This window comes from Ensifer sp. Root127 (assembly GCF_001425225.1).
GTDB classification, from domain to species: domain Bacteria; phylum Pseudomonadota; class Alphaproteobacteria; order Rhizobiales; family Rhizobiaceae; genus Ensifer; species Ensifer canadensis.
Window position 1 is genome coordinate 59867 of sequence record NZ_LMDX01000016.1, and the last position, 24734, is coordinate 84600.

Genomic DNA, 24734 nt, shown 5'->3' on the forward strand with positions numbered 1-24734 from the left:
CCGTAGGCCACCTTCGTCAGCGATGGCTTCGCGTGTCCCGGCCTGGTACTGAAAATCATTTTCACAATTTGTGTGACAAGGTCGCGAGACTGTCAACCGACCGACGCCAGGATTGACCGAAATTCCGCGTAACCGACGCGCTTTTTTTGATCGAAATATTAGTAAATACGCAGCTATGGGGCGAATCTTCTCGAGAATATCAAGGAAACGCCCAATTCTGAAGAAACTCGTCTGGTGCAGCATGCGTACGATGCGCCACCGTTTAAGATACGCCAGTGAAAAAAATAAACACAGAGTGCGGAGTTCCGGGCGCCTTCCCAATTGTAGGTCATCCGATCCTCCTCTCGGGGGCGCACAATGCGCAATTGTGCTTGTGAAGGAAAGCCCGCAGTCGGTGCGGATCGGCCCAGGATTCGCATAAGCCATCGCTGGTGCGAGGTTATCAGCGTCCGAAGCTCTGGTACTTCTCCCTCGCAGCGCCCCACCCAAACCGTAAAAATCAACGTTGAAACCACAACCGTCGCCGCTAACATCAGACCGGTGATCCCGATGCCGGCCAGTTGGTTGAAGGTTAGCTGCAGGCCAAGCATGGCAACCGCTAGACGAAGCAGTTTTTTCCCGCGACGGAGATGCCAGCATCGGCAGACGCCGAGAAGCCGACGATATTGGCAAACACCATCCCCAAAAAAATCGCGGCGATCATTGGGCTGAGAGATAAGACACATCCCGCGATGTTTCCGTCGACGCGTATGCCGTCCTGATCATGGACCTTATGATTGGAGAAGGCCTCTACTGCCTCCGAAAGCTTCCGTCATGTCCGCAGCCGCCCGCAACAGTGGCTCGATCATCTTTCGTATGAAGGGTTCATCCACGCGCGAACGCGGTCCAGCTAGTGTCACTGCGCCCAGCAACGCGTCGCCCGCACCGAAGACAGGTGCGGAAATGCCGACGGTCTCCGGATCGCGTTCTCCGAACGAGATGTGATAGCCATTCTTGCGGATCGTTTCATATGGCTCGCCCGGCTGGCCGGAAAATGCTACCAGCACTCGTCCACCGGAGCCGGCGGAGAGTGGGAGCACGTCGCCTTCACGTACGGTGTAGCGGATCGCATGCTTCGCCTCGATGCGGTAGAGACAGGTTCTGACATCTCCAGCCAGCACATAAAATGCGACGCTCTCCGAACTCTGGTCATTCAGCGCGCGCATGTGTGGCAACAGCACCTCCGCAGTAATCAACGAGCGCTGATAGATCGAGCCTAATCTGAAGGCTGCCGGTCCAATTCGATAGCGACCGTCATCAAGCCGCTCCATCAGACTTGCCCGCAACAGAGAGGCAAGAAGTCGCAGGATCGTGCTCTTGTACAGGCCCGTTCGCGAGGAGATTTCCGCGAGCGTCAAAGAGCGATCCGTCACCGTAAAGGCATTCATGATTGCGATGGCGCGATCAAGCGCGGCTACCCCCTCGGGCGGTCCGCTTGCCTCCTGCTGTGGGTATTTCGTGTTCAATGCGGCGATCCTAACGTTTCCAATTGTCCTATCACCAAGATTTCTGATTGCATATCGTTCTGTCTGCCAGAATATAATTCTGTTTGACAGAACGCTAATCCTCTGCGATTTGTGTGCCCCGGGTCGGGAGGACCCACTTTCGACGCTGTCGGTGGCGTCATAAAGGGAGGACACAATGCTAAATCGACGTCATCTACTGGCTTATGCGACTACTTTTGCAGCCGTTGCTCTCGCAGGCCCGCTTGGCCCTGCGCAGGCCTCGGACGCGCCGCAGCTGCAGATTTTCGTGCCGGCCGCCCCCGGCGGAGGATGGGACCAGACCGCGCGGACGATGGAACAGGTTCTTCGCGCCGAGAATCTCATCTCCGGTGCGCAGATCACCAATGTCGGCGGCGCCGGCGGCACAGTCGGCCTTCCGCAGTTCATCAACCAGTGGAAGGGTCGCGAGAGCGCTATCATGGTTGGCGGCATGGTCATGACCGGCGCGATCATCGCGAACAAATCGCCGGCGACCCTAGATCAGACGACGCCAATTGCGCGCCTGACGGGCGAATTCCTGGCTCTGGTCGTGCCTGCCAATTCGCCGTTCAATTCCCTTCAGGATTTTGTCGAGGCGCTCAAGGCAGATCCCACCAAGGTTCCGGTCGCGGGCGGTTCGGCCGGTGGTTCGGACCACATCCTTTTCGGCCTCGTTGCCAAAGCCTCAGGCGTGAAGCCGACTGACCTGTCCTACGTACCGTTTGCCGGTGGCGGTGAAGCGCTTGCAGCGCTGCTTGGCAATCAGGTTGCCGCCGGCATCTCGGGCTATGGCGAGTTTGCCGAGCAGGTCAAGGCCGGCACGCTACGCGTCCTCGCCATCTCGGCCGACGAGCGGCAGGCGGGCATCGACGCGGAGACCTTCAAGGAGGCGGGGGTCGACGTCGAGCTGTTCAACTGGCGCGGTATTTTTGCGCCTCCCGGCATCACCGAGGAAAACAGGGCCGCGTTGATTGCGATGATCGAAAAGATGGCGACGAGCAAGGCCTGGAAGGACGAGACGGACAAGCGCTCCTGGACGCCGATCCTTCTGACTGGCGAGGCCTATTCGCAATTCCTTGTCGAAGACACAGCGAAGATTACAGCGATCCTCAAGGACCTCGGTCTCGCTTCCTGATCCCTTCCCGAGAACGCAACCTAGTGGGCTGCCCGTAGATGGGCCGCCCGCCGGAGGTCAAAAGATGCCCCCACCCATACATTCGAAACCGGCGTTACCCGAACTGACCCTCAGCATCGGCGTTCTGCTCGTCGCCGGCGTCATTGCCTGGCAGACCAGCCTCATGGCGGTCTCGCCTCTCTATGCAAAAGTCGGGCCGACGGTGTTCCCCTATCTGACCGCCGCCGGCCTGACGGTATTGGCCGTGTCGCTCCTGTGGAGCGCCCTTCGCGGCGGCTGGCAGGACGAGGAAGAAAAGTCCACTCCGCCCGATTGGCGATCCATCGCCTATGTCGCGGCCGGGCTCGTTGCCAACGTGGTCCTCATCGGCAGCGTCGGCTTCACCGCTGCCTCCGTCATTATGTTCGTGTTGATCGCCCGTGGCTTCGGCAGCCGCCGGCCCATGCGGGACGCCGCCTGCGGGCTGCTGCTCGCGCTTGCCGCTTATTTCGGCTTTGCCAAGTTGCTTGGCGTCAATATCGGCGGCGGTGTCGTCGAGAGCCTTCTTGGAGGTTGACGTGGAAACCCTAAAACAACTCACGACCGGTTTTGCCGTTGCCCTGACGCCGATCAACCTGCTCTGGTGTCTGGCCGGCACGACACTTGGGACGGCGATCGGCGTCCTGCCCGGCCTCGGTCCGGCGCTGACGATCGCGCTCCTTTTGCCGATCACCTACCAGGTCTCTCCGGAGGCGTCATTCATCCTGTTTGCCGGCATCTACTACGGCGCTATGTACGGCGGCTCGACCACGTCGATCCTGCTCAACACACCAGGTGAGAGCGCCACGGTCGTGACCGCGCTCGAAGGCAACCGCATGGCGCGTTCTGGTCGGGCCGGCGCCGCTCTGGCGACGTCGGCGATCGGCTCGTTTGTCGCCGGCACGATCGGCACGCTCGGCGTCGCCTTCCTTGCTCCGGTTGTTGTCGGCATGGCGCTGAAGTTCGGACCGGCGGAGTATTTTTCGCTCATGGTCCTGTCGTTCGTCATGGTCTCGGCCGTGCTGGGTCCATCGTCGGTACGTGGCCTCACCAGCCTGTTTGCCGGCTTTTTCCTCGGCATGATCGGCGTCGACATGCAGACCGGGCAGGCGCGCTTCACCTTCGGCGTGCCCGAACTGCTCGATGGCACGAGCATGATCGTCGCGGCAGTTGGCCTGTTTGCGGTCGGCGAGACCCTCTATGTCGCCGGCCGTCGGTATGCCGGCAAGGATGAGATCACCCCCTTGCGCGGCTCGCTCTACATGACGCGTGCGGAATGGGCGCGCTCCTGGAAGCCGTGGCTGCGCGGCACGCTCATCGGCTTTCCGATCGGCTCCATGCCAGCCGGCGGCGCCGAAATCCCGACCTTTCTTTCCTATGCGATCGAAAAGAAGCTGTCGCCGCACCGGGACGAGTTCGGAACGACGGGCGCGATCGAAGGAGTTGCTGGTCCGGAGGCCGCGAACAACGCCTCGACGGCCGGCGTCCTTGTGCCGATGCTGACGCTTGGGCTTCCCACCTCTGCAACGGCGGCGATCATGCTGTCAGCCTTCCAGAGCTACGGCATCAATCCCGGCCCGTTGCTGCTTCAGACGCAGCCGGCGCTCGTCTGGGGATTGATCGCCAGCCTGCTGATCGCCAACGTCTTGCTGGTGCTCTTGAACCTGCCGCTGATCGGCCTGTGGGTTCGCTTGCTCAAGATTCCGCCGCCGCTGCTCTATGGTGGCATCCTCGTCTTTGCGACCATCGGCACCTACGGCATTTCCCAGTCCTCTTACGATCTGGTTCTTCTCTACGTGCTTGGTGCGATGGGCTTCGTTATGCGACGTTTCGATTTCCCGACGGCGCCAGTTCTGATCGGGATGATCCTTGGGCCGATGGCGGAGACACAGTTTCGCCGGACGATGGCGATCTCCAACGGCGATTGGTCGGTTTTCGTTACGCACCCAATCTCGCTGTCGCTGCTCGTGCTCGCTTTCACGGCGTTGATTGGACCGAGACTGTGGAAGCATTTTTCGGATCGTCGCGCGGCGACGGTCGAACACGCACCCGCGCTTGACCGAAGGAACAACCGATGACGAAAAAACTCCTCGACGGCCTGCGCATCCTGGACCTGACGAACGTGCTCGCGGGTCCCTATTGCGCCTATCAGCTCGCCCTCCTCGGCGCCGATGTCATCAAGGTTGAAACGCCTCTGGGAGGCGATCTTGCCCGCCAGCTTGGCGCCTCTGCCCAGCTCAACGCGCAAGGCATGGGCGCTTCGTTTCTCGCGCAGAATGCCGGAAAGCGCTCCATCACTCTGGATCTAAAGAACGAAACCGATAAGCAGCACTTTCTTCAGCTTGTCGCGACGGCCGACGCGCTGGTGGAGAACTTCCGACCCGGGGTCATGGAGCGGCTGGGCTTCGGCTACGACACTTTGAAAGTGATACGTCCCGATCTTGTCTATTGCGCCATCTCGGGCTTCGGCCAGGACGGCCCGATGCGCGACAACCCGGCCTATGATCAGATCATTCAAGGGCTTTCCGGGATCATGAGCATCACCGGCACGACCGAGACCGCGCCATTGCGTGTCGGCTATCCCGTCGCCGACACGCTGGGCGGCCTATTCGGTGCGTTCGCGGTTGTGTCGGCTCTATTGCGCAGGTCACGGTCGGGTGAAGGCGCCTTCCTCGACGTGTCGATGCTCGAATGCACCCTAAGCGCGCTCGGCTGGCCGGTCTCCAACTATCTAATCTCAGGCGTGGAGCCGGCGGCGATGGGCAATGAGAACATGACGGCAGCCCCTTCGGGCTCCTTTATTACGGGAGACGGCCTGCTCAACATCGCGGCGAACAAGCAGGAACAGTTCGTCGCGCTATGTGACGAAATCGGCCGGCCTGAACTCGCCAACGATCCGCGCTTCGAAAAGCGCGACGAGCGCAAACGCCGTCGCGGCGAACTGAAGCTGCTGATCGAGCAGGCATTGGCGCAAGCGCCAGCGGTAGAATGGGAGCGGCGCTTCAATCGACGCGGCATACCGGCAGGGCGGATCCTCGCGATCCCGCAAATCCTTGCAGAAGACCAGGTCATCGGGCGGAAACTGATGACGACATTCCCCGAAAGCGAGGGTGCTGACCGTCTGACGGTTGTTCGCGGCGGGTTCCTGGTCGACGGCGAGCCGCCGGTGCCATCACGCCGGCCGCCGAGGCTCGGCGAACAGACGGCCGAGATCTTGGCCGAGATCGTTTCGCAGCAGGCTATCAGGGTACGCGCATGAACAAGCAAGGTATGGAACAGGGGCGCCAACGGGCCGAGGATTGGTGGAGGACCGATATTATCGAAATGCGCCCCGGCGTCATCCGGCTGCGCGGCCACGAGATCCAGGATCTGATCGGGAACATCAGCTTCCCGGCGATGATCTGGCTGATGTTACGTGGCGAATTGCCGACAGAGGATCAGGCTGGGCTGCTCGGCGTGGCGCTGTCGGCCGCGGTGGATCATGGGCCTCAAGCGCCCTCGATCGCGATCGCGCGCATGGCCGCGACCTGTGGCGTCGGCATCAACAATGCCATGGCCTCCGCGATCAATGTGCTTGGAGACGTGCACGGCGGCGCCGGTGAACAGGCACTGGCCTTTCTGCAGGAAATCGCCGCAGGCGTCGACGCCAAGGGCTTGCCGCAGGCAGTTTCGGACCGTCTTGACCGCTTTTTTGAGGGGAGCAATGGCTATGTGCCGGGACTCGGCCACCGCTTTCATCCCGTGGATCCGCGAGCACCAAGACTGCTCGATATTACGAGGACCTACGCTGAGAACGGCACCGTCGCCGGTAAACTGGTCAATATCGCGGTCGAACTCGAACGCCAGGTTGCTTTGCGCAAGGGCAAGCTCATTCCTCTCAACATCGATGGTGCCACTGCAGTCGTTTATGGCGAACTTGGATTCCCGGCGCCGCTCACACGGGGGCTGTTTGTGTTGTCCCGCTCTGTCGGCATTCTGGCGCATGCCTGGGAGCAATCTCAGAAGCCCGAGCGCAACAAGGGCCCGTTGCCACGTGAATGGCTATGGCGCTATTCGGGGGATGAGGCGGCTTTGGAGTAACCTTCGGGTTGCTGGCGGCTCTTTCGGACCCGCCAGCAGGTGTTCGTGGGCCGTCCGGTTGTAGGCCCAGAAATGCCCAGAATTGACCATTTCGCTCTCGAGCCTGTCCTCCTCCGAGGCTAGTCTGAGCCGAAGGCGTTGGGCGGCGAACTAGTATTTCAGGGTCTTACAGATGTTTCTCCCGAAGTCGTCTCAGAATGGAGATTAAGGGCGGTCACCCATTGCCGTATGGCGGGACACAAATTCGACCAGATAGCGAACACCCTCGGAGACGTCCGATTGCGCGTAGAAGCCGATCTCGATCCGGACAGCGGTCGGCAGGTCACTCGACTTGTCGAGTGCGCGACATCCATCCGGGATCGTCGCAGAAATCATCGGGCCTATCCCGATCCCGACCCGCACGGCCGTTGCCATCGCCACCAGCGTGGAGGCAACGCACGCGGTTTTCCATTTTATGTTTCTTTGGGACAAGGTCGCGATCGCCTGAACATTCCAGGGGCAGCTGTCGTCGAACATGATGAGCGGGAGCGGCTGGCTTGCGTCGACGACGAAGTCAGATCTGACGGCCCACATCAGGTATTCGGTCCAGACCAGAATTGGCTTTCGGCCAAGGCAGGCGATGTCGCAGACCGCGACATCCAGCTTTCCGTCTTCGAACATCTCCGCCAGACGGCGATTCGGCTCGACGATAATGTCGATCTCGACCTTGGGATTCTGATCCCTGAAGTCGCGTAGGATGTCGATCAGCCGGCTGGCGGCGAAATCCTCGACGACGCCGAGGCGGATCCGCCCCTCGATCACCTTGCCCGTCAGTCTGCGGCCAACTTCGTCGCTGAGCACGACGATTTCACGCGCGTAGGCAACCATGATCTGACCATGCGACGTGAGCTCCAGTCCCTTGGACGACCGGGAGAAAAGCGTCACACCGACCAGTTCTTCGAGCTTGCGAATCTGCATGCTGACTGCAGCCTGCGTGCGATGCAGTTTTGCGGCCGCGCCGTTGACGGTTCCTATTTCCGCGACGGTCAGGAACGCCCGGAGCAAATAAGAGTCGAGATCGAGCATGGAAGCACCGTGCTTTCGCCGCTGTTGATGAGTGCGGACCGAAGACGTCTTGGGCTTCCGCATCCGGGACGCGGACGGGTTCGCCAAATGGCGACATCGGCAGCTGGATCGGACATTGAACGATCAGTAAGCCGGGCGCAACAGGGCGCGACCAGCGGGGCAGGCAACACAATCGCTGCCCGCCCGCTCAGGTCGAGGCAATCATGCAAACAGGACGCAGGCCTGCGGCGGCATGGAAATGCTGATCTCTTGCCCCCGTTCGAAGGAAATGTCCGGGCGGTTCGCACAAGCGGAAATGACCCGGTCGCCGCTGGAAAGCTCAACGGACACATGTCGGAAAGCGCCGAGCGTAACGACGTCCGCGACGCGTCCAGCCATGCCTCTCGCCGCAGCGTCCCTGGTGCTCGACGATATCTCGACACTCTCCGGACGGACGCAAACCTCCTTCATGGCTGCACCGTCGCGTGACGAGGCGACCGGAAACTCCCATCCGGATTCCGAGCGAAACTTCGAGACGGCACCATCGGTCGCGACGACCGAGCCCCGGATCCAGTTCGTTCGCCCCATAAAATCCGCGACGAAACGTGATTTCGGACGCCAATAGACATCGTCCGGCTTGCCCGACTGCATGATCTCGCCACGGCTCATCACGAAAATGCGCTCGCCGAGGCTCATCGCTTCTTCCTGGTCATGTGTCACCACGATCGCCGTGGAGCCAACCGCGGCAAGAACATCCTTCAGTTCCGTGCGCAGTTCATGCCTCAACTTCGCATCAAGCGCGGACAACGGCTCATCCAGAAGCAGCAGGCTCGGATGGGTCGCGAGTGCCCGCGCAAGGGCCACGCGCTGCTGCTGCCCGCCGCTCAGTTGATGCGGACGGCGATGTCCGAAGCCGGTCAGCCGCACGAGTTCCAGCATTTCTCCGACACGGGCGGGGATCTCGTTTGCCGCGTGACCGCGGTGACGAAGTCCGAAGCCGATGTTCTGTTCGACGGTCATGTGCGGAAAGAGGGCGTAGTGCTGGAACAGCAGACCGACATTTCGTTCATACGGCTTCAATCCGGCCATCGACTTGCCGCCGATGGTGATCGTGCCGCTGTCAGGCCGTTCAAAGCCGGCGATGAGACGAAGGATCGTGGTCTTGCCGCAACCGCTCGGTCCCAAAAGCGCGATCGTCTCGCCGGGCTTCACCGAAAACGAAATGTTGTCCAGCGCGACGGTTTCGCCGAAGCGCTTGCCGACACCTTGAAATTCTACGGCAGAAATCATCGTATTGTCCTCATGAACGAAATAGACCCTGGCCTACGACATTGTCGAACCCGACCAACCGGTCGAGGACAACGATCAGCAGCACCGTTACAGCCATCAGGATCACAGCGGCTGCCGCGATCGTCAGGTCGAAAGCGGCCCGCATGTTGCTGACCAGGGTAACGGGCAGGGTGGTGGCCGACGGGTCACTCAGGAAAAGGCTGATCGATACGTCGTCCATCGAGATGGCGAAGGCAAAGATCGCCCCGGTGATGATCCCTGTCTTCATCAGCGGTATGGTAATGGACCAGAACGCCTGACGCTCCGTGGCGCCGAGAATCATGGCCGCTTCCGTTAACCGTTTGTCGGCGCCAAGAAGGCTGGCAAGGCTGGTCCTGATGCAATAGGGCACGGTCACGATCACGTGCCCGAGAAGCAGCCGCGCCATACCGTTGGTAATGCCGGCCTTGGACAGAAACAGCAGCAAGCCGAAGCCTATGACGACGGGCGGAACGATCAGCGGCGAGAGGAAGGCGGATGTCAGGGTCGCCTTTCCGGGAAAATCTCCGCGTGCAAGGCCAACGGCGGCAGCGGTTCCGATCGAAACCGACAGGATCGTCGTCAGCACAGCGAGAACGAGGCTGGTGCGAAGGCTCGAAAGAATGTCCGCCCGGGAGGCAAGACGCTCGAACCAGTGCAACGACAATGCCGGCGGCGGCAAGGGACCGAGAAATGTTCTTGCGTCGAGCGCCATCAGGCAGGTTATAGCAAGCGGGATTGCGAGAAAGGCCAGTCCCAGGCCGACGACGCCGTAGGCGAGCGCGCTGGCAGCCCGGTCGCCGGATCTGGCGGTACGAGAATGTGTGCTCATCGCGGGCTCTTCCATGCGTGCGCCAACGTTATGACCGAAATCACCGCCAGGGCTGCGGCGAGCATGACGAGTGAAATCGCCGCCCCGCTCGGGTAGTTGGCGATATCGCTGAACCGGGTGTAGATCACGTTCGACATGAAGAGGACGCGGCCCCTCCCGAGAACCATCGGTATGACAAAGGCGCTGATCGCAAACGTCAGCGAGATAAGCGTGCTCGATATGAGGGCCGGAAGGCTGAGAGGAAGCGTGATCGACAGATGCGCCTTCCATCCCGGCGCGCCGAGTGATTGGGCGGCGTCGAGGAGGCGCGGATCGATGGACTGCATCGCACCCATCAGCGTCAGTGTCGCGACCGGTATGATCGAGTGCACCAGCCCCGCGATGACGACGATATTGATATATTCACGACTGTTCGGCGACAGGCCGACTGTCAGCAGCAAGGGCCGCAGAATGCCGACCGAGCCGAATGTCAGCTCGATCGCATAGGTCTTGATCAAGACGCTCGACAGCACAAGCGTGATCAGAAAGCCGAGTGTCAAGGTGCGCATGCGTGCGGAAAGGCGCCGCACGATGAAATAGGCAAGCGGAAACGCCACGAGCTGTCCGACGATCGCCGCCACGCCGCCGATCCAGAAAGTCGTCAGCAGCACATTGGCAAACGCCTGGTTTGCAAGTTCGTGGTAGTTCTGAACCGTTGTCGCCGCGTTTTCCACGGAACCGACGCGTCCCGGGGTGAACTCCTTCAGGCTTTCGATCGCCAAGTTGATCAAGGGCGAAAGGAAACCGAAGGCGAGCACCAGCACCGCGGGCGCGAGCGTGATGGCCGCATCGCGACGATCGGGAATTGAAACTGCAGCGGTTTGCTGCCTGGCGTTGGTCATGATCGGACAGCCTGTTTGTCGCCCTTCCGGGCCCCGAAAGAGAATTGCCGAAGGAACGCTTCGCGCCTCCGGCAATCTTGTCGCACTGTGATTTAGAGCAGCGGTGCGATGTCCTGTTCCCAGCGCTTGGACCAGGCATCCTGCTGCTCGAGGACGACGTTGTAGTCCGGCACATAGACGAAGCTCGAGAACTCCTCCGGCGTGAAAGCGAGATGCTTGAGGTTGTCGGGCGTGGACGCCTTGCTGTTGAGCGGCGCTTCACCGGCCACCTTGGCGTAGAGCGAGCTCATTTCCGGGCTGATGGCAAAGTTGATGAAGTCGAGCGCCGCACGGGTATTGGGCCGGTTTTTCATGACGCCGAAGCCGCTCTGGTAGAGGAATGCCTTGAAATTGCTGTCCTTGGTGAAGCGCGTCACGGGGAAGTTTTTCGCCACGGCAGCCCAGCCCGGCTCGGCGAAGAAGCCGACCGATGTTTCGCCTGATGTCAGCGAGTTGGTAAAATCGATATCGGTTACAGCGACGCGCCCGATATTGCCCGATTTCGCCAGGTCCTGCATCAGCTTCCAGCCGGGTTCCATATTGGTTTCGCTGCCGCCGGCATGCAATGCAAGCGCCACGATCTGCAGCATCATGCTCTGCGTCGGTCCGGGCCAGCAGATTGCACCCTTCAGATCGGGGCTCAGGAGATCGTCGATGGTCTTGACGACCCTGGGCGCAGTGTCGGTTCGTGCACCGAAATACATGCCTCCCACTGCGCGCGGAACAGCCTTGATGTTGCCCTTGCCGTCGCGAATGATGATCTTCTCGGGAATGTCGGCGAGATTGGGAATGTCTGCCGGATTGATGGTTTCCAGCCAGTCTTCCTTGACCATGCTGTTGAAGGACCCCTCCCATCCGGCCACATAGTCGTAATCGACGTTGGGCCAGACCGCCTTTATCTTCGGAAGGATTGCGCCCGCGCCGCCCTGATGCAGAACCCAGTTGAAAGTCGATGCATCCTGGGCAGCCGCAATCTGCTTCATCGCTTCGACGACATCTCCGCCCCATTCGACGGCGGTAAGCTCGCTGCCGGCGGCGAACGCCGACCTCGCCAGTCCCGTCATCGTTCCAGCAATCCCGAGCGCAGCAGCGGATCCCATAAACCGGCGGCGTGTCATATCCATGATCAGTTCCCCTTATTTGTGGCCGCTTCTGTGCAGCCTTGTGATCGCGGGGAGACTGAGGGGACGCCGTTCGAAGCGGTAGTGGGAAAATTATCTTCGGGATATAAGGATTCGTGAATGGTCAGCCGCGGTGTGGCGCGGCGTTTTTACTCTTCTCGCCACTTTTGACTATCAGGGATCCTTATAGGCTCTCATGAATTTTCAAGGTTCCAAAAGGCGCTCCCCGACGCGAATGATGTCGTTGCGACGTTACAGCGCCGCGCGTCCAAAGTGACGCGCAAGGTCGCTGCAACACTTTTAATTCGCTGCATAATTTCATCCTCAAATCGGTTTCGGTTTCAGGAATATACAGTTGAAACGTGGGAGCCTATTTTGACGATTGACCGGGATTTTCTGGAAGACTTGCGAAGCCGCTTCGGCAATGCGGCAGGCGGTGAAATGCAGGACCCGCATTTCCGAGAAGTTGCGGCCAGCGTCTTCAAGGACGGCGATAGCCGCAAATGGCCATTTGCAGGCCCGGCCACATTTCTTGACGCGCCATTCATCGAAAACGGGCTGCGGTCCGACATCCTGGAGGCGCTTGACGTTGCCCTGATCGGCTTGCCGATGGATCTCGGCGTGACCAACCGTGCCGGCGCGCGACTGGGACCCCGCGCGGTTCGTGGAATCGAGCGGGTTGGCCCTTACGAACATGTGCTTCGGGTCGCGCCGATGGGTCGGCTGAAGGTTGCCGATGTCGGCGACGTGCCGATGCGCAGCCGGTTCGGCCTGGCTGAATGCCATGCCGACATCGAGGCCTGCTACCGGATGATTGCGGGCACGAAAACCATTCCGCTCTCGGTGGGCGGAGATCACTCCATATCCGGCGCCATCCTCAAGGGCCTTGCCGGCCACGAACCCGTGGGCATGATTCATATCGATGCCCATTGCGACACTGCCGGCCCTTATGAAGGGTCGAAATTTCATCATGGGGCGCCCTTCCGAGAGGCTGTGCTCGCGGGTGTCCTCGACCCTCGACGTACGATCCAGATCGGCATTCGCGGCGGCGGCGAATATCTTTGGGAATTCTCGTTCGCCTCTGGAATGACCGTCATTCACGCGGAAGAGGTTGCCGAGATGGGCATCAAGGCAGTGATTGCCAGGGCCTTGGAAGTGGTCGGCTCCGGCCCCACCTATGTCAGCTTCGATGTCGACAGCCTGGATCCCGCCTTCGCCCCGGGTACAGGTACGCCCGAAGTCGGCGGGCTGCAGCCACGGGAAGTGCTGACGATGCTCAGGGGCTTCAAGGGTATCAATCTAGTCGGTGGCGACGTGGTGGAAATTGCGCCGCAATATGACGCGACCACCAATACCGCGCAGATCGCAGCGCAGGTGTTGTTCGAACTTCTATGCCTGGCGATGTTCAGCCCGTCCGCAAGGGTGAACAGGCGTTAACGGCCACTCCGGGCCGCAGCACAAAAAACTGGTTGTGCCGGCTCGGATGCCGGCTGCGTCCGGCCCAGCAGATTTCACCTCTTCGGCCGCATGACGGCCGACCTATTTTCGGAAGGTTGTTTCCATGACTGACGCGCCAATTCGCATCCTCGACGCCCAGGCGACCGCTGCACTGCTCCCATTCGGCGCCTTGATCGATACCCTGCGGCGGTCCTTTGCCGAGGGCTGCGTCGTGCCGGTTCGCCACCATCACACCGTCGCAAACGACGGGGAACCGGATGCGACACTGCTGTTGATGCCCGCCTGGCATGACGCACAGCGACCGGCGCGCTATCTCGGCTTCAAGATCGTCACCGTGTTTCCCGGGAATACCGCGCGCGGCATTGCCGGCCTGACCTCGACCTACATTCTTTATGACGGGCGAACCGGTACGCAGCTCGCGCTCATTGATGGAAACACGATCACGGCGCGCAGAACAGTGGCAGCATCGGCGCTTGCTGCAGACTATCTCGCCCGGAAGGACGCCAAACGCCTGCTGGTGATCGGCGCCGGCCGGGTGGCAAGCCTGATCCCGGACGCCTATCGCGCCGTCCGGCAGATCGAGCACGTGGACATCTGGGATATCGACGCGGGAAACGCGGCGCGATTGGCGGACAGCCTTGCACAACAGGGGCTCAGAACCTCCGTCGTCTCGGATCTTGAAGCATCGGTGCGTGCCGCCGATGTCGTGAGTGCAGCAACCTTGGCAACCCAGCCGATCATCAGGGGCGAGTGGCTGCGTCCCGGCACCCATGTGGACCTCATCGGTGGCTTTACGCCCGCGATGCGTGAGGCTGATGACGATGCTGTGCGGCGGTCTTCGGTCTACATCGACACGCATGAGGCCCTACATGAAGCCGGAGACCTGGTTCAGCCCGTCAAGGCGGACCTGTTTTCGGAGGCCATGGTACGCGCGACGCTCGACGAATTGTGCCGCCGCGATGTGACGGCAAGAACCTCGAACGAGGAGATCACGCTCTACAAGGCAGTAGGAACCGCCTTGGCGGATCTAGCCGCCGCGACGATGGTGTATGAGACTGCGTCCGCCAACAGCTGAGTGGCTTGCGATCGACCCATCCGCGGCTGCGAGGTATTGCCCTGCCACGATCGCTGGGGCCGGCTTGCGCTGATATGGGGGCGCCCGTGTCGCGACGCGGGTGACATCGAGCTTTACGGCCCGGCAATTGTCTTCAGGTTCTCGATCGCGCCATGGACCGCGGCAAACACCGGTGCGCTTTGGTCAGGCGTTCGCCCTCGACCGGGAGGTTTGATTCCAGAGCGGTAGGCTATTGAGGCAATCTGTAATGATCGTCGATGTGACGTTGATGACGGGTGTCCTTGTGCCAGCCGATGGCCCTCCTGTAGCTGCCGAAGAGATTGCTTTTGCGCACGACATCGACCGTCAGTCCATGCACTGCCTCGGCGTCCGGATCGACGTAGAGCGCGTCCACGGGACAATAAAGCTCGCACATGAAGCAAGTCTGGCAGGCCTCCTGCCGCAGGATACGGGGCGGGCCGTACGGCATAACCTGGAAAACGTTGGTCGGGCAGACCTGGACGCAGAGATTGCAGTCCGTGCAGGTGTCACTATCCAGTACCTCGATCATTATTCTGCAGCCTCCTTGTAGTCGCTTGGTTTTACCGGTTCCGTCCGGATTGTGATTGTGTTGAGGCCGCATACGACCAGCCGGTAACGTTGTTCTGGGTCCTGATTTGGGAAATCGTCGCGGCGGTGCATGCCGCGCGTTTCCGTACGCGCCAGGGCGGCGCGATACATGAAGCGAGCGGTGGCGGTCATTGCCTGTGCCTGGCGCAGTGGTAGCGCCAGGCTCTCGTCCGCGGCCGCCTTGGACTAGCGCTCCTGTCGATAGAACGCTCGTTGCCCAAGCAGTTGACCTTGGCAAAGGTGTCTCTCTGACCGCCTGACGAGTGTGCGGAGAACTCGACTGCAGAACGCCTCAGGCCTCCTGCACGGCGGCCATGCAGCGATCGCGCATAAGCAATTTTCCGATGAAGAACGCTTGAACCAACATTGGAGCGTAGGCCGCCAGTATCACCTCGCATGGCACGACGAAATTCAATTGGGGCGCAGCGCCCAGCACAACAGGCACGCTCCACGAGACAATCGAAATCACGCCGCATCCAATCAAAGCCGTCTTCGTTGCGGGTCTGATGCCGGAGAGCAGCGTGGTGCCGATCTGCTGGCGAACGAATGGAAGCACGAACCGGTGAATGGCAAGCCCGTTGAGCGTGAGGATGCTGACAATGGTGACTTTGGCCCAGATTTTCGGGTTTAGGAGCTTCTCCGGCTCAGCGAATTGGTAGAGTAGCAGAAACCCAAGACCCGAGGCCCAGAGCAGTAGCAGTCCGGCGGCGACAAAGCGGCTGATCCACTCGACGTGGGCGACCAACTCAGCGCTGACAAGGCTTCGGCGGTAACGCGAAAGCATCAGGTCAAGAAAGACCGCGCCGCCAAGACCGAGCACCATTCCAGAGAAATGGATCAACCGCAGCGAGGTGCGAATATACGAGACCGCCGCTGGTGCTGATAACAAGGAAACCTCCAGAACGGCCATCTTCAACTCCCCCAAGAAGGCGCGCGCCAAAGCATTCGCACCCGTCAACGGGTGCGTCCGGTCTCGACGGACTGACGTGATTGTTCCTTCAGGCACGACTTCTGGAGCCGTCACCGAAGTGGCCCCGTTCTATTAAATGCTGACTTTCATTGTCAAGTATGAGAGGCCTCTAATTCAGAGATTTTCGAAGCGCGCGTTTCTTCGGTTTGATGCGTCGTGGCTAGCGCCGCCAGCGCGTATTCACTCCTCTTGCATCCGATGATCGTGGTATGGTTTCTCATGGCCGCATGAACCGGGGAGGGGTGAATGCGTACGGCTCTTTCAATCCTTGCGATCGAAATGTTGCTGCTGAAACCAGCGTCCGCCACCGAACTCGGCGTCTTTCACAAAGAGCACTTCCCCGACAACACCGTGGTCAGCCTCAGCCTCGTCGAAAACCAGGCTGCGGCCAGCGTGGAGTACGACTTCGACGTATTCATCGGGGTGTCGCAAACGAGCGACGATGGAGGCAGGACCTACACCGACCCGAGCAAACATAGGGCGTCGGTTCGCTGCGCCTCGCCGGCGGCGATCTCGGTACGAGGGGTCGAGTACCGAATACCCACGTCCGGAGCCGAAGGGAGCACCTGGAAGGACGATCTCTGGAACGCGGTCTGCACCCCTCCGATTTCCTGACGTGCGCGCATCTCGCATTGGACAGTGTCAGCCGGGGCGCTCCAGCGGTGCCTTGATCGCGTTCATCTGATCGATTTCCTTGCGCTGCCCTTCGGAGATCTGGCGGCAGAGATTGACAAGCTCTTGGTCGGTAAGCTTCGCTTCGCGGCACATGAGGATCGCGCCCGAATGATGCGGGATCATAGAGGCGACGAACTCCTGGTCGTCGACCAGAGCTTGCTTGCGCGTCCCCGCAAGTGCGGCGGCGAAGAGTACGGCAAGCCCCAGGTGCAGGGCGACGACGTTCAGCTCAGTGCGCCTGTACCTGGGCTTGCACAACCACAATCGGTTCACAAGCCGCGAGGTCGGGCGCGGAACTTCTGATCGGCAAACGGGTTGAAGGCTCGAAGGAGCCGCGCCTCATGCCTGCCTTCCGAGTTTCACTCCGGATCATCTTGATCGGCGTTCTCTGCCTTGGGATATTCAATCTGCACGGCATGGCGGCGGCAAATTTTCATGTCAACCGACATTGCCCCTCTTTCACGGAGCGAGCCCAGGTCTCATCCGACATCACCTCGCCGAGCTGCTGCACGAAGTCACCGTGCTGTCCGGTTCTGGTCGACTGCGCGCTCGTGGCGGACGCCCATCCCGCACACATTCGCAGTCCGCTTGGAGTAAAGGCGAAGCCGTTCCTGCTCGTCCGGGCGCTTTCTCCGCCGCCCTAGTTCTCGGCTCTCCCGATCTGAACAGCCTTTCATCCAAACATGGAGAGTACAATGAACAGGATTCTCAAGCTTTTGGTAGCCGTGGCGGCCGTCCCCGCCATCTTTCTCGGGGCTACCGCAACGGCGTCGGCTCAGATGACGATGCTGGACGCATGCAAATCGGAAGCCGCGATGAGTGCCGACATGCAGATGCCAGGCGGCATGAAGTTGGGCGAAATGGCCGAGCATCAGAAGGCGATGATGGAGTCGATGCAGAAGATGCACCCGGCGATGATGCAGGGAATGATGGCCAAGGATCCGGACGTGGCATTCGTCTGCGGCATGATCGGCCATCACATGGGTGCGATCAGCATGTCCGAGGTCGAGCTGAAATACGGCGATGACGAGCAGGCCAAGTCCATGGCCCAGAAGATCATCGACGCCCAGAAGAAGGAAATCGAGGAGATGACCGTCTGGGTCATGGAACACGCCAAGTGATCCTCTGCGTCCTTGGCCTGTCCGAAGAACGTTGAACTGCCGAAGAAGGCCGGGGAGGGTGTCCGCTGGCATCCTCCCTGCGGCGTATCGCGCGTCCCGTTCCGTCAACACATCAAAATTTACGAAATATTTAGGCTAACTTGATCGACCGAGAGTTGTGTATTCCGATTTGAAGAAAGTTGGATAAAAGTTTCGGCATCACGTTTTCACGCGTGTCACTCTTTCCGATGCAGCCGGGACCAAGCCGTGACCACAGTAGCCGTCTCGCCATCCACATACGCGCATTCAACAGTAGCGGTCCAATCAAGGGCGGTGGGACCTGACGTGCTACGATCGTTGGCGATCCTGCTCGTGATGCTCGTGCATCTCCCGGTCGAAGCGACACCGTCCATCTTGGTTGGCATCCGCACCTATGCGTGGCTGGGTGTCGACATTTTCTTTGTGCTGAGCGGGTTTCTGATCGGCACCCAGCTCTTCAAGGAAGTCTCGCGGACGACACGGGTGGACCTGATATCCTTCTATCTTCGCCGGGCCTTTCGCATCCTCCCGGCATTCTTCGTCGTTCTCGGTCTCTACGCAGTTTTCCCCGTGCTCCGGGACGCCCCCACCATGCAGCCCATCTGGAGCTTTGCGACTTTCACCGTGAATTTTGACTTCGATCCACGCATTGGGCGAGCTTTCTCGCAAGCGTGGTCACTTTGCGTCGAAGAGCATTTTTACGCAGTTCTGCCGCTCCTCGTTCTGATGTTGCACCGTCGCGCGAGCATGGGCCGGGTGCTAGCCATCGCGGGTCTCACGGTGATTACCGGGATGGTCGTTCGCTATACGAGCTGGGAAAACCAGGTCGGAGTCCTGGTCGACGCAGAGAAACTCAGAGAGGCCTTCGCCGTATATCTCAGGGACGTCTATTATCCGACATACACCCGCCTGGATGGCTTGACGTTCGGTGTGATCCTTGCAGCGGCGCGGTTTTTCAAGCCGGAACTCTGCAAGCGTTACGCACCTCCGCGCGTGGCCCTGCCTGTGGGTGCGGCCCTCGTCGCGGCCGCGCTTTTCCTGTTCTCGATCCGAGGGCCGCTTGCGGGGACCAATCTCTTCCTCGTCTTCCAGGCGCAGCCCGGTGCGGTCGCCGGGTTCCCGCTCATCGCGGCCGGGATAGCCCTCCTTCTTGGAGCGATGCTCGACCTGGAGGAGGTTTTGAGACGGTGGCCAATTCCTGGGGCGGCGACTATCGCGACCCTGTCATATAGCCTGTATCTCACCCACAAGTCCGTGTTCCACGTCGACAGGCTTCTCATCGGCGAAGAGAACCTTCAGGGCGGTTTCGGCTTTGTCGTCTATCTGGTGACCTCGTTTGCCGCGGCAACCGTATTGTGGGTTTGCGTGGAGAGAACGTTCCTCCTTCTGCGCGACCGCGTTCTTTCTCCCGTTCGGTGACCGCCCCCGTCAGCTCCGGCTGCGCTGGCATCAGTCGCTCAGACACCTGTGGGATGAACGCGAAACCACTTCCTTGCGTCCCTGGCCATCCGGCGGACGCACCAGCGCGCGTAGACCGGACCAAACAACGGTCCGAGGAGCTTGCCCGCCGACGTTGCCGGATAGTCGTAGTCGATGAACACGCGTAACCGCGAGCCATCGTCGGAACCGCTGATTTCAAACCCCATCCTGTACGCCCCGATGACGAGGAGGTCTGGTCGGCCACGTGTCTCCCAGACCTTACGCATCGGCGCCCGATGCTCGACCACGACCTCCTCGACGGAGAGGGTCAGCCCGAGAATATTACCCCGCATTCCGATGATCGATCCAACGGCGCGTCCGCGGGAATAGTCGAAGGTGTACGACATTCGTCCGCCGAGCATCATCATTGACGGCTTTTCCATGTGCGAACCGAGACTCGCCTGATCGTCGAGATGGTCGAATAGCGCCTCGGGGGAAGCCGCGACATCGGCGACGGCTTCTGCCGACAGAGCATAGCTCATGTGATGTCCCCCGGCTCCGTCGGTGGGCCTTTCCGGTCATGGCGGTGTCCGCCGTCACCGTGCCGGTGGAAGAGATGCATCAAAGGGCAGGCAAGCAGTATCAGGTAGGGCGTGAGACCCAACACGTGCTGCCAGTGCTCGCGAAGCACGAAAAACGCGGCAATCACCGCAAGCGAGGCGACGAACAGTATCCATCTGCGATCCCAGGTCATATCCGTGCACTCCTCAATCTGAGGGCATTGCCGATCACGCTGACAGAAGAAAGCGCCATGGCGGCGGCCGCGATGATCGGCGACAGCAGAAGGCCAAAGACGGGATAGAGCACGCCCGCGGCGACGGGTACGCCCGCGGCGTTGTAGATGAACGCGAAGAACAGGTTCTGCCGGATGTTCGCCATCGTCGCGTGACTGAGCCGCCGCGCCCGGACGATGCCTTGCAGATCGCCTTTGAGCAGCGTCACGCCAGCGCTCTCGATCGCCACATCCGTCCCGGTCCCCATGGCGATTCCGACGTCTGCGGCAGCAAGCGCCGGGGCGTCGTTGACGCCGTCGCCTGCCATGGCGACGATCCTGCCTTCCTTGCGCAGGCGAGCAACGATCTCGCTCTTGTGTTCGGGAAGAACTTCCGCCTCGACCTCCTTGATCCCGAGTTTGCGGGCGACGGCACTGGCGGTGGTCGTGTTGTCCCCGGTGAGCATCACCACACGGACGCCGTCCTTGATCAGCGCTTCGACCGCAGCCGGTGTCGTCGCCTTGATCGGATCGGAGATCGCAAACAGCCCGCCCAGGCGGCCGTCGATCGCCGCGAAGATCACGGTTGCTCCCTCGCCACGCAGTTCTTCCGCTTTTTGCGAGAGGACGGAGAAATCCACCTTCTCCTCCGACATGATCCGGTGGCTGCCGATGATGAGCCTGCGGCCGTCGACGACACCTGTCACGCCCTTGCCGACCGGACTGTCGAAGTCTTCGGCAGAGCCGAGCTTCAGGCTGCGCTCGTTGGCGGCTTCGACGATGGCGCTTGCGAGAGGATGCTCGCTCGGCCGCTCCAAGGAGGCGGCCAGCCTCAGCAGATCGTCCTCGGATATATCGTTCGTTGCGATGATTTCGGTGACCTTCGGCTTGCCTTCGGTCAGCGTTCCAGTCTTGTCGACCACCAGGGTGTCGACCTTCTCAAAGCGTTCCAGCGCTTCGGCGTTCTTGATCAGTACGCCGACACCTGCGCCCTTGCCGACGCCGACCATGATCGACATCGGCGTGGCGAGACCGAGCGCGCAGGGGCAGGCGATGATGAGCACGGCCACGGCGGCGACCAGTCCGTGGGCGAAGCGCGGCTCCGGGCCGACCATCATCCATATCGCGAAGGCGACGACGGCAAGCCCGATGCGGCGACTACGACGCCCGACATCAGCCCGCCCAGGAATTCACGGCGTTTCATGTTCATTGACCTCTCGTTCCGTGCCAGCCAATGCTGGCGGAGGTCGCGCCACGCGGGTGCGACCGTGGAGGACCGCCGCCGAACGACGGCTGGCCTGGTTCATCCTGCGGATCGAGGAGGGCCGATAGCGGGTCTGGAGATGATGCCGTTGATGGACAGTTGGGGGTTGAGGTCCCGGCGGCCGCCCGACTTCAGGGTGACCTCGCCGAAGATTGGAGCCGGGAGCAGTGCGTAGCACAGGCTGCAGATGCGTTTGCAGCACGCTTTCTCATGGCCTGTTTCGGTATCGGCATGGAGATCGGTCTTCCCTTGCAAGGAGACGATGCGTTCGCTGCTGGCAATGTGTGGCCCGCATTCGACAGGAGTGGCCTCGGCCATGGGCGCGACCAGAAACAGAAAGGCGACCAAAATGGCCAACAACTCTCTTGTATGTTTCCGGACGATATGACTGGCGGCGATCATGGTTTCGTTCGACACCCCGTGCTGTCTTCGAGCACAATGCGCAATGCCTGCAGGCATCGCATTGATCTTGATCAATCAACGCGGTCTGCGAAGACTCGGTGACGCGGCATTAGAGTAAACAGGGAGAGCATGAGATTGAAGGTGAGAGCACTGGTACTGTCGACAGCCGTCTTCAACCTGGAACCTTCTTGTTGAACGTCCAGTAGTGGTAGGTCGCGCCGTCTGCAAGCTGGCCCGTCACCTCGACCGTGTCCAGTTTCACCGTGATGGTCGCTGGCTCGCTTCTTGCAATCGGCGGTGCCAGGTCGAGGGCAGAGCGGACAACATCAAGCGGAGCCTCGGCGCTGCCATTCTCTGTCGGATGATCGTGGGAACCGGCAGCAATGGCGGACGTCCCGGTCGCAGCCAGGAGTGCAAGTGCCAATATTGCATGTGAAGGCCTGGATGAACGTCTCATGGGGAAGCTCCTGAGCAATGCTTTTACTGAAAGCAGTCAAGACCTCCCCGATCCTGCGATCTTTGAGCTGCCGCAAGGACGGCAAGTGCTCGCGAGATCGTGATCATTTGATGCGGTACGCCGCCAACATCTACGGCCGAACTCTCGTTCTTCACGCCGCTTGAGCGGCGTGTTCCGGCATGTCGGCGGCGTATCCCTATGGTTCAAGCCACGGGGCCGCAGCAGGCCTTCTTGAAGGAGGCCTGGTAGCCCGCTTCCTCGATCGCGGAAACAAATGCGTCGGAGGACACCGGAGAGTCGATCGATGCGGTCTTGGCATCGAGATCGACGGCGACCTTGGCGTTGGGGTCGACCGACTTCACCGCTTTTTCGACCGCTCCGGCGCAGTGTCCGCAGGTCATGTCGGGGATGTTGAGATGGTACATTCGAGATCTCCTCGTGGAAAATGATATGGTGGAATGTGGTGCTTCCAACGATGGCAAGGTCAATAGCCGCCGACAGAATCTCTCTCCTGCGCGTTGTTCTTCTTCGTCTTCGCCCACCTTGCGACTTCTGTGATCAGAGCTTGATCTGCGTCAATGTGAACCGTCTCAGCCGTCGTACCCTGAAGACCAGTCGTTTATCGGAGCTTAGGAGAAGCGAAATGACGACACTGCGGACAATCCTGCTGGCGGGTACAGTGCTCATGCTCTCGACGCCGGCCTTTGCTGAAGACGCGCACCATCCCGAGACCTCTGTAGGGCAGACGAGCGAGCAAATGGCCCAGCCGCCAGATTCCGGCGCGGACCCGAGCTCGATGATGTCCTGCGGCATGATGTCGGGCGACATGATGGGCAACATGATGCGGATGATGGCTGGCGGACCGGGACGAATGAGACTGCCGGGCATGGGGCCGATGGCCGAGATGATGGCCCCCGAACATGTCGAGGGACGTATCGCGTTCCTGAAGACGGAACTCAAGATAACGCCGGAGCAGGAGGCGTCGTGGAACGTCTTCGCCGACATTCTGCGTGCCAATGCCGGCGGTATGCAGGAAGGCATGATGCAAATGCCAGACGCCATGGGCACGCCGGGCGGGGCCGCAGCGACCCCGTTGCAGCGTCTCGAACGCCGGGAGAGCAATTTGAACAGCCGTCTTGAAGGCGTGCAGAAATTGAAGGCTGCCCTTGCCCCTCTCTATCAATCGCTCGGGACGGAGCAGAAGCAGATGGCCGACAAGCTGCTCCTGCCTCCCATGATGGGCATGATGTAGGGAGAGCCGAGGTCGCGCATGGCATCCAAGCCGCGCTGAGCAGTGCACCCGTGCAGTTTGGCGCGCCCAAAGATTGAGAAGCCCTCTGCGCTTGGAGGAGACGATGACGGAGAGATATTTCGTGCCCGGTCCCTCACGAGAACCTACCTGACCGGCGAAGTTGCCGTGCATGCCCTGCGCGATGTCAGCCTCGACGTACAAGCGGGTGAACTGGTCGTCATGCTGGGGCCGTCAGGGAGCGGCAAGTCGACATTGCTGAACATCATGGGCGGCCTCGATCGACCGACGAGCGGACAGCTCTTCTTCCGAAACACCGAGCTGACGGCGCTTGGAGAACGCGGTCTCACTCTCTACCGACGTGAGCACGTCGGCGTCGTCTTCCAGTTCTACAATCTCATACCGAGCCTGACCGCCTACGAGAACGTCGCTCTGGTGACCGAGATATCGGCCAATCCCATGCGGCCCGACGAGGCGCTGGCGCTTGTCGGGCTCGAGGCCCGACGGAACCATTTCCCCGCACAGCTCTCGGGCGGAGATCAGCAGCGGGTGGCCATCGCTCGGGCGATTGCAAAGCGCCCGGAGGTGTTGCTCTGCGACGAACCGACGGGGGCGCTGGATTCCAAGACGGGCATCCGCGTGATCGACGCGCTGGTCAACGTCAACACCCAACTCGGGACCTCGACGCTCATCATCACCCACAACGCCAGCATCCATGCGGTCGCCGACCGCGTGCTCTTCTTTGCCGACGGAACGATTTCAAAGATTCAGGTGAACGAACAGCGGCTCTCGGCCGCGGCACTGACCTGGTGACGCATGGCAACGCTGGACACCAAACTGAAGCGGGACCTGCAAGGCTGGCAAAGGAGAGAATGCTTCGATGATCTTGTCCATGATCGGTCGCGAATGCCGGCTCTGGTTTTTAATCATCACGGTGTAGCGGCTTTTGCGCTCAACCAGTGAAGTGACGTTGGCAGTGCCCAGGTCGCGTTGGAAGATCAACAAGTCGCCTTCCCAATGGCCGAACTGCGATCGATCATCAATAAAATCAGGCCGTTGTGATATCTTGCAGGCTCCAGGAAAGACGCCGTCACGGGGTTTCCTGGAGCTGCGAGGGCGACGTTTGCGGCGGCCTTCCGGTAGATGCCGATAGAGCTCCAGCGCATGATCTTCCTTGCCGTAGATGAAGCGATAGATCGTCTCGGTGCAGACACGCACGGCGCTCACGCCATCGGCGAACAGGCGACCGGCGATCTGTTCCGGT

Annotated in this window: 26 protein-coding genes and 3 pseudogenes; 12 read left to right on the forward strand and 17 right to left on the reverse strand. The window is 60.6% G+C overall.

The features are described from left to right. Positions 1-770 precede the first annotated feature (770 nt). A complete protein-coding gene (locus ASD03_RS18635) occupies positions 771-1505 on the reverse strand; it encodes an IclR family transcriptional regulator (RefSeq protein ID WP_244494649.1) in 735 nt (244 codons plus the stop codon). A 175-nt stretch (positions 1506-1680) separates the two neighbouring features. Here ASD03_RS18635 and ASD03_RS18640 point away from each other — a divergent pair, with 175 nt between their 5' ends. From ASD03_RS18640 to ASD03_RS18660, 5 genes are all read left to right on the forward strand, one after another. Then, entirely contained in the window at positions 1681-2658 is a 978-nt protein-coding gene (locus ASD03_RS18640) for a tripartite tricarboxylate transporter substrate-binding protein (RefSeq protein ID WP_057214792.1), read from the forward strand. Between the two features lie 64 nt (positions 2659-2722). Next, on the forward strand, positions 2723-3214 hold the full coding sequence (locus tag ASD03_RS18645) for a tripartite tricarboxylate transporter TctB family protein (RefSeq protein ID WP_057214795.1): 492 nt from the start codon (positions 2723-2725) through the stop codon (positions 3212-3214). Between the two features lies 1 nt (position 3215). Continuing rightward, positions 3216-4754, forward strand: coding sequence for a tripartite tricarboxylate transporter permease (locus ASD03_RS18650; RefSeq protein ID WP_057214798.1), 1539 nt, complete (start codon positions 3216-3218; stop codon positions 4752-4754). Beyond that, positions 4751-5935 carry a CoA transferase gene (locus tag ASD03_RS18655; protein ID WP_057214801.1) on the forward strand — a complete coding sequence of 395 codons (1185 nt, stop codon included), beginning with the start codon at positions 4751-4753 and terminating at the stop codon, positions 5933-5935. The genes ASD03_RS18650 and ASD03_RS18655 overlap by 4 nt, the downstream gene beginning before the upstream one ends. Next, positions 5932-6756 carry a citryl-CoA lyase gene (locus ASD03_RS18660; protein WP_057214804.1) on the forward strand — a complete coding sequence of 275 codons (825 nt, stop codon included), beginning with the start codon at positions 5932-5934 and terminating at the stop codon, positions 6754-6756. The genes ASD03_RS18655 and ASD03_RS18660 overlap by 4 nt, the downstream gene beginning before the upstream one ends. A gap of 204 nt (positions 6757-6960) precedes the next feature. Here the strand turns inward: ASD03_RS18660 and ASD03_RS18665 are convergent, their stop codons facing one another. From ASD03_RS18665 to ASD03_RS18685, 5 genes are all read right to left on the reverse strand, one after another. Next, positions 6961-7821, reverse strand: coding sequence for a LysR substrate-binding domain-containing protein (locus ASD03_RS18665; protein WP_057214807.1), 861 nt, complete (start codon positions 7819-7821; stop codon positions 6961-6963). 201 nt (positions 7822-8022) lie between these two features. Next, on the reverse strand, positions 8023-9090 hold the full coding sequence (locus tag ASD03_RS18670) for an ABC transporter ATP-binding protein (protein ID WP_025428789.1): 1068 nt from the start codon (positions 9088-9090) through the stop codon (positions 8023-8025). Positions 9091-9100: 10 nt separating this feature from the next. Further along, the gene (locus ASD03_RS18675) at positions 9101-9940 is read right to left on the reverse strand and encodes an ABC transporter permease (protein ID WP_057214810.1); all 840 of its coding nucleotides are present in this window, start codon (positions 9938-9940) and stop codon (positions 9101-9103) included. Beyond that, positions 9937-10821 (reverse strand): ABC transporter permease, encoded by an 885-nt coding sequence (locus ASD03_RS18680; protein WP_057214813.1) that lies wholly within the window; start codon positions 10819-10821, stop codon positions 9937-9939. The genes ASD03_RS18675 and ASD03_RS18680 overlap by 4 nt, the downstream gene beginning before the upstream one ends. 92 nt (positions 10822-10913) lie before the next feature. Further along, positions 10914-11990, reverse strand: coding sequence for an extracellular solute-binding protein (locus ASD03_RS18685; RefSeq protein WP_057214817.1), 1077 nt, complete (start codon positions 11988-11990; stop codon positions 10914-10916). Positions 11991-12356: 366 nt separating this feature from the next. Between ASD03_RS18685 and speB the strand changes: the two genes are divergently transcribed. Then, a complete protein-coding gene (speB, locus tag ASD03_RS18690; RefSeq protein ID WP_057214820.1) occupies positions 12357-13418 on the forward strand; it encodes an agmatinase in 1062 nt (353 codons plus the stop codon). A 124-nt stretch (positions 13419-13542) separates the two neighbouring features. After that, on the forward strand, positions 13543-14514 hold the full coding sequence (locus ASD03_RS18695) for an ornithine cyclodeaminase family protein (RefSeq protein WP_057214823.1): 972 nt from the start codon (positions 13543-13545) through the stop codon (positions 14512-14514). Positions 14515-14743: 229 nt separating this feature from the next. On the opposite strand, the gene ASD03_RS18700 is transcribed toward ASD03_RS18695, so the two are convergent. The 3 genes from ASD03_RS18700 to ASD03_RS18710 all read right to left on the reverse strand — a co-directional run bounded on the left by ASD03_RS18700 (position 14744) and on the right by ASD03_RS18710 (position 16033). Further along, a complete protein-coding gene (locus ASD03_RS18700; protein WP_057207959.1) occupies positions 14744-15064 on the reverse strand; it encodes a ferredoxin family protein in 321 nt (106 codons plus the stop codon). Then, a complete protein-coding gene (locus ASD03_RS39045) occupies positions 15064-15255 on the reverse strand; it encodes a hypothetical protein (RefSeq protein ID WP_057214826.1) in 192 nt (63 codons plus the stop codon). The genes ASD03_RS18700 and ASD03_RS39045 overlap by 1 nt, the downstream gene beginning before the upstream one ends. Before the next feature lie 160 nt (positions 15256-15415). Next, complete coding sequence (locus ASD03_RS18710) at positions 15416-16033, reverse strand: hypothetical protein (RefSeq protein ID WP_057214828.1); 618 nt, start codon at positions 16031-16033, stop codon at positions 15416-15418. A gap of 306 nt (positions 16034-16339) precedes the next feature. Between ASD03_RS18710 and ASD03_RS18715 the strand changes: the two genes are divergently transcribed. After that, positions 16340-16708: a hypothetical protein gene (locus ASD03_RS18715; protein WP_057214832.1), complete on the forward strand. Its 369-nt coding sequence runs from the start codon at positions 16340-16342 to the stop codon at positions 16706-16708. 27 nt (positions 16709-16735) lie between these two features. Here ASD03_RS18715 and ASD03_RS18720 read toward each other — a convergent pair. Next, positions 16736-16996 (reverse strand): annotated as a pseudogene (locus ASD03_RS18720) (DUF305 domain-containing protein); the annotation flags it as partial. Between the two features lie 467 nt (positions 16997-17463). Between ASD03_RS18720 and ASD03_RS18725 the strand changes: the two are divergent. Both ASD03_RS18725 and ASD03_RS18730 read left to right on the forward strand, forming a co-directional pair. Next, positions 17464-17889, forward strand: coding sequence for a DUF305 domain-containing protein (locus ASD03_RS18725; RefSeq protein WP_057214838.1), 426 nt, complete (start codon positions 17464-17466; stop codon positions 17887-17889). A 324-nt stretch (positions 17890-18213) separates the two neighbouring features. After that, positions 18214-19326, forward strand: a complete 1113-nt coding sequence (locus tag ASD03_RS18730) for an acyltransferase (protein ID WP_280137622.1) — start codon at positions 18214-18216, stop codon at positions 19324-19326. A gap of 38 nt (positions 19327-19364) precedes the next feature. Here the strand turns inward: ASD03_RS18730 and ASD03_RS18735 are convergent, their stop codons facing one another. The 6 genes and pseudogenes from ASD03_RS18735 to ASD03_RS18760 all read right to left on the reverse strand — a co-directional run bounded on the left by ASD03_RS18735 (position 19365) and on the right by ASD03_RS18760 (position 22646). Next, positions 19365-19868 carry an SRPBCC family protein gene (locus tag ASD03_RS18735; RefSeq protein WP_057214841.1) on the reverse strand — a complete coding sequence of 168 codons (504 nt, stop codon included), beginning with the start codon at positions 19866-19868 and terminating at the stop codon, positions 19365-19367. After that, complete coding sequence (locus ASD03_RS18740) at positions 19865-20080, reverse strand: DUF2933 domain-containing protein (protein WP_057214845.1); 216 nt, start codon at positions 20078-20080, stop codon at positions 19865-19867. Before ASD03_RS18740 ends, ASD03_RS18735 begins: the two co-directional genes overlap by 4 nt. Next, positions 20077-21243 (reverse strand): annotated as a pseudogene (locus ASD03_RS18745) (heavy metal translocating P-type ATPase); the annotation flags it as partial. The gene ASD03_RS18740 and the pseudogene ASD03_RS18745, both read right to left, overlap by 4 nt. Positions 21244-21401: 158 nt before the next feature. Then, the gene (locus ASD03_RS18750; RefSeq protein WP_057214848.1) at positions 21402-21839 is read right to left on the reverse strand and encodes a hypothetical protein; all 438 of its coding nucleotides are present in this window, start codon (positions 21837-21839) and stop codon (positions 21402-21404) included. A 97-nt stretch (positions 21840-21936) separates the two neighbouring features. Further along, positions 21937-22221, reverse strand: a complete 285-nt coding sequence (locus tag ASD03_RS18755; RefSeq protein WP_244494651.1) for a hypothetical protein — start codon at positions 22219-22221, stop codon at positions 21937-21939. A gap of 203 nt (positions 22222-22424) precedes the next feature. Then, positions 22425-22646, reverse strand: a complete 222-nt coding sequence (locus ASD03_RS18760; protein ID WP_057214852.1) for a heavy-metal-associated domain-containing protein — start codon at positions 22644-22646, stop codon at positions 22425-22427. Positions 22647-22864: 218 nt separating this feature from the next. On the opposite strand from ASD03_RS18760, the gene ASD03_RS18765 reads away from it, so the two are divergent. Together ASD03_RS18765 and ASD03_RS18770 are read left to right on the forward strand one after the other, a co-directional pair. After that, entirely contained in the window at positions 22865-23473 is a 609-nt protein-coding gene (locus ASD03_RS18765; protein WP_057214855.1) for a Spy/CpxP family protein refolding chaperone, read from the forward strand. 165 nt (positions 23474-23638) lie between these two features. Further along, positions 23639-24283, forward strand: coding sequence for an ABC transporter ATP-binding protein (locus ASD03_RS18770; protein WP_244494652.1), 645 nt, complete (start codon positions 23639-23641; stop codon positions 24281-24283). Between the two features lie 42 nt (positions 24284-24325). On the opposite strand, the pseudogene ASD03_RS37835 reads toward ASD03_RS18770, so the two are convergent. Further along, a pseudogene (locus ASD03_RS37835) lies at positions 24326-24734 on the reverse strand (IS30 family transposase); the annotation flags it as partial.